Below are 4,283 nucleotides of genomic sequence, written 5' to 3'. Positions count from 1 at the left end.
TGTCTGTCAGGGCGCGTACCTTTGTGGCCTTGCCGGGCAGGGCGAGCCCCTTGCGCGAAGTAACAATGCCGCTGTTATCCGCTTCCAGCAGCACAAGATCATCGGCCCGGCGCGCCTGCACGATGAACTGAAGCCCGCCGTCGGCCAGAACAAGGCGGTCACCGGGTTCCAGGCTTTCAAGAATTTCTTCATGGTCAAAAGGCAGATAGGGCATTTCATCAATGCGTGACTGGCTTGGGCCAAGCAGCAGGCGCATGCCTTTTTCTACCTCTATCGTACCTTCGGGGACCACGCCCAGGCGAATTTTCGGCCCGGAAAGATCCTGCATGATAGTGATCGGCCTTCCGAGAGACTGCTCCACTTCCCGGATGTTTTTTATGATGTTCACAAAGTCGGCAGCAGCGCCATGTGAGAAGTTGAGACGAAAAACACTTACGCCAGCCTCTGCAAGCTCATGCAGTTTTTCCCTGCTGTTGGAAGCGGGGCCGATCGTGGCGACAATTTTGGTTCTCATGGTGTGTCCTTGTTTAGAAGGCAAAAAGCTGGCCTGGCGTATGGACGCAAGAAAAGGGCGATTGACCAGCACAAAAAATCATCTTGATTTTCGCACGTATTGTCAAGGTCTTCAGCTTTGCCGGCGCGTGCGTTGCGCACCCGGGGGAGTACCGGGCGATACTTTGCCAGGCTGCGGCATATTTCGCACGGCAGCTTGCCGGTGGTAAAAAACACTTTTTACCACCACGCCTTCCTAGGGGCATACCTGTGTTTCCGCCTTGCCGGAAATGCCTGAAACCGGCCTCATCCATAAATGTTGCGGTTTTTTTGTACTTGGCTTGACACCCCCATGGCCTTGGGGCATAAGTGGGAAAAAGTGGTAATATGAAGTAAAAAAGTGGTAAGCCGTGCAAAAACTCTTCACAAAAAGCCTTTCCCGCAGCCTTGACCCCAAAGGGCGTCTCATGCTGCCGCCCGAATACCGGGAAGGGCTTTGTGCCAGCGGCGGCACAGGAGTTTTCTGGCTCACCGCGTATTATGGCCGTCTGGTGGCCTATCTGCCCGAAGACTGGGAAAAAGTTACGGAACAGCTGAACCGCATTCCCATGCCTTCGCCGCGTCTTTCACACTTCAAGACCAAGGTTATGGGTCTCGCTCAGGAAGTGCAGTGTGATGCCCAGGGCCGTGTGCGCATTCCCCAAGCCCTCATGCGTGAAGCCGGACTGCAAAAGGACGTCATGTTGGTGGGCATGCTTAATAAATTTGAAATCTGGGATCAGATCCGCTTTGACGCCCTGGAGCTTGAAGACGTTTCTGCGGAGCTTGCAGCCAGCGGCGTGGCGATCAGCCTTTAGGCGCTATTTATGATGCAGACCATGAACGATACTACGGAACCGACACGGCATGTGTCCGTTCTGCCCGTGGAAACCCTGGCGGCGCTCGACCCGCGCGCCGGGGGACGTTATCTGGACGGCACTCTTGGCATGGGCGGACACGCCAGTGCCATTTTGTCGTCTGCCCCCGACATAGAGTTGTGCGGACTTGACCGTGACGAAGACGCGCTTGCCCTTGCCGGGCAGCGTTTGAGCGGCTTTGGCGGCCGAGCGCATCTGTTTCATTGCCGCTACAGTGGTTTTGCCGAAGCCCTCAACGAGCTCGGTTGGGACAAGGTGGACGGAGCCTTGCTGGACATCGGCGTTTCGTCATTGCAACTGGACGAAGCGGAGCGCGGCTTCAGTTTTTATGGTGATGGCCCTCTGGATATGCGAATGGACCAGAACTCGGTGCAGCTTTCGGCGTGGCACTGGGTCAACCGTGAAAGCTTCGACAAGCTCAAAGACTGCATCGCCACCCTGGGCGAAGAGCCGCAAGCCGGGCGTATTGCCCGCGCCATTGTGGACGCCAGGCAGAAAAACACCATTGATACGACAGGCCAACTGGCTGCACTGGTTGAAAGGGCGTACCCGGCCGCCTGGCGGGCCAAAGCCCGTCGGCATCCCGCCACACGCACTTTCCAGGCTCTGCGTATGGCCGTTAACGATGAACTTGGTGAACTACGCTGTTTTCTGGATCAGATTCTGGCATGGTTGCCCATTGGCGGGCGGCTGGCCGTCATAACATTCCATTCGCTTGAGGATCGTATGGTCAAGCAGGCCATGCGGCACTGGGCCGAAGGCTGCCGTTGCCCGCGCCACATCCCCCGTTGCATATGCGGGCATCAGCCCGAAGTGCGCATTCTGCACAAAAAACCCGTACAGGCCGGGCCGGACGAACTGGCGGCAAATTCACGGGCGGGCAGCGCCAAGCTGCGCGCTGTGGAAAAGATTGCCGAGGATTCCGGTTCGTGAAGCGCAATCTTTCGGTAAAGCCTACCGGCGGCAGGGGATGGCTGCTTTTTCTGGTGCTTGGTTTGCTGGCCTGCATGGTCATGGGCCTTGTGCTCGTGTGGAGCAACATTGAGCGCATGGACACCACATATTTTATCAATATCGCGCAGAACACCATGCGCGAACGGCGCGCCCTGCGCGCCAAGCTTGAAGTGGAAAGAGAGCGCCTGCTGTCACCTTACGAGCTGCGCCGCCGCGCGGAGGAATTCTCCATGCGCGAGCCAAAGCCGGGGCAGATCCGACGGATGGAAGGCCACTAGATTCTACGCATATAAAACCTCTCCGATACGTCGCGCCAGTCTATCCCGCACCTGCGGCAGACCGGAGGCGGCAACATAAATACTATCAGTAAAAACCGGACCAACCCGGAAGTCATCGAGACACGCCATGTTCAAACTCAATTCACGCAAGGCCAACAGGCATACCGATGCCCCCAGAGCCGAAAAGAAATCACGCGCTTCCAATCGCATGAAGACTCCGGCCCCCGAAGGCAAATCGCGCTTTGCGTGGGCGGGGCAGATCGACTGGGGCCGTGTGCGCATCAAGATGGTTGTTGTTGTCTTTTGTCTGCTGTGGGCAGGCCTGTGGGGCCGCGCCTGGTATCTGCAAATGATTGAAGGCCCGCGTCTGGCCGAGCGTGCACGGCGGCAGCATATGGCCTCGGAACTGGTGACAGGCCGCCGCGGCATGATTTTTGACCGCAACGGACAGGTGCTGGCCCGGAGCATCGAGGCTCGTTCCATTTACGCCCGGCCACAGGAAATTGAAGACTTTCAGCTCATGGCCAACACCCTTGGCCCCATTCTGGGCATAGAGCCGCAGAAACTTTACAACGACCTTTCTCAGACGAAACGCCGGTTTGTCTGGATAAAGCGCAAGGTTGACGACTTTACCGCCGAAGCGGTGCGTAAGACCAATCTGGCCGGTATCGGGCTTTCCAAGGAATATGACCGCGTTTATCCCTTCAAGCATATGGCTGGACAGGTACTGGGTTTTGTGGGGCTGGACGACAAAGGGCTTGAGGGCATTGAACGCTCGATGGAAGCGCGCCTGGGCTGCATCCCCACCCGTCAGATAGTACAGCGCGATGCCATGGGTCGCCGCTTTTATCTGCATGAAGAAGGGCAGAGCGAGCCGCGTGGTCAGGACCTCACATTGACCATTGATGTGCAGATGCAGTTCATTGTGGAAGAAGCAGTGTCCCGCGCCGTGCGTGATTACGACGCCCGTTGGGGTGGAGCATTGGTGGTGGATGTCCCTTCGGGAGAAATCGTGGCCTGGGCGCAATATCCCTTCTTCAATCCTAATACCTATAAAGATACAAGCCCCCTCGTGTACCGCAACCGTCTGGCGGCTGATGCCCTGGAGCCTGGCTCCACATTCAAGCCTTTTGTTATGGCCGCCGCCATTCAGGAAAAGAAAATCAACACCAGTACCGCCATCGATTGTGAAAGCGGTCGGTGGGTGGCCAAAAATTTTACCATTCGTGACACTTCACGGCAGGGGGTGCTGCCCGCCAACAAGGTGCTGCGCTACTCTTCCAACATCGGCATGGCCAAGATCGGCCTGATGATGGGCGCGCCCACGTTTTACAAGTATTTGCATGCGCTTGGCTTCGGGCAGCGTACCAATGTGCCGGTGGCTGACAGCAAGGGTATTTTGCGCATCCCCCGTGACTGGAGCGAGGTGGATATCATGTCCACGGCGTTCGGGCAGAGTATTTCGGTCACAGGTCTGCAAATGGCCCAGGCATATCTGACGCTGCTCAATAACGGTGTCTACAAACCGCTGCGCCTCACGCGCGAAGACAATAATGTTGAAGAAGTTCCGCAGCGTATATTCTCGCAGACCACCGTGCGCGATGTCATGCGCATGATGCGTGACGTGGTTGAAGAAAGCGAC

5 protein-coding genes are annotated in these 4,283 nt (G+C 57.0%); 4 read left to right on the top strand and 1 reads right to left on the bottom strand.

All coding sequences use genetic code 11. The features are described 5' to 3' along the window. A partial coding sequence (locus QZ377_RS12430) for a pyruvate kinase (protein ID WP_291441536.1) occupies window positions 1-514 on the bottom strand: 514 nt, incomplete at its 3' end. A 388-nt stretch (window positions 515-902) separates the two neighbouring features. Here QZ377_RS12430 and QZ377_RS12425 point away from each other — a divergent pair. From QZ377_RS12425 to QZ377_RS12410, 4 genes are all read left to right on the top strand, one after another. Continuing rightward, window positions 903-1,349, top strand: coding sequence for a division/cell wall cluster transcriptional repressor MraZ (locus tag QZ377_RS12425; protein ID WP_291441534.1), 447 nt, complete (start codon window positions 903-905; stop codon window positions 1,347-1,349). A gap of 9 nt (window positions 1,350-1,358) precedes the next feature. Then, window positions 1,359-2,342, top strand: a complete 984-nt coding sequence (gene rsmH / locus QZ377_RS12420) for a 16S rRNA (cytosine(1402)-N(4))-methyltransferase RsmH (protein ID WP_291441532.1) — start codon at window positions 1,359-1,361, stop codon at window positions 2,340-2,342. Further along, entirely contained in the window at window positions 2,339-2,641 is a 303-nt protein-coding gene (locus QZ377_RS12415) for a hypothetical protein (protein ID WP_291441530.1), read from the top strand. The genes rsmH and QZ377_RS12415 overlap by 4 nt, the downstream gene beginning before the upstream one ends. A gap of 127 nt (window positions 2,642-2,768) precedes the next feature. After that, the coding region (locus QZ377_RS12410; RefSeq protein WP_291441528.1) for a penicillin-binding protein 2 at window positions 2,769-4,283 on the top strand (1,515 nt) is incomplete at its 3' end.

The organism is Desulfovibrio sp. (assembly GCF_019424165.1).
Lineage (GTDB): Bacteria > Desulfobacterota > Desulfovibrionia > Desulfovibrionales > Desulfovibrionaceae > Desulfovibrio.
Note: the sequence above shows the minus strand (reverse complement) of the source record. Positions and strands in the feature narration are given on the sequence as shown.

What these genes read in the sequence shown, in the direction of transcription:
- rsmH (WP_291441532.1), top strand. Translation starts at nt 1,359, where the DNA reads ATGATGCAGACCATGAACGATACTACGGAACCGACACGGCATGTGTCC.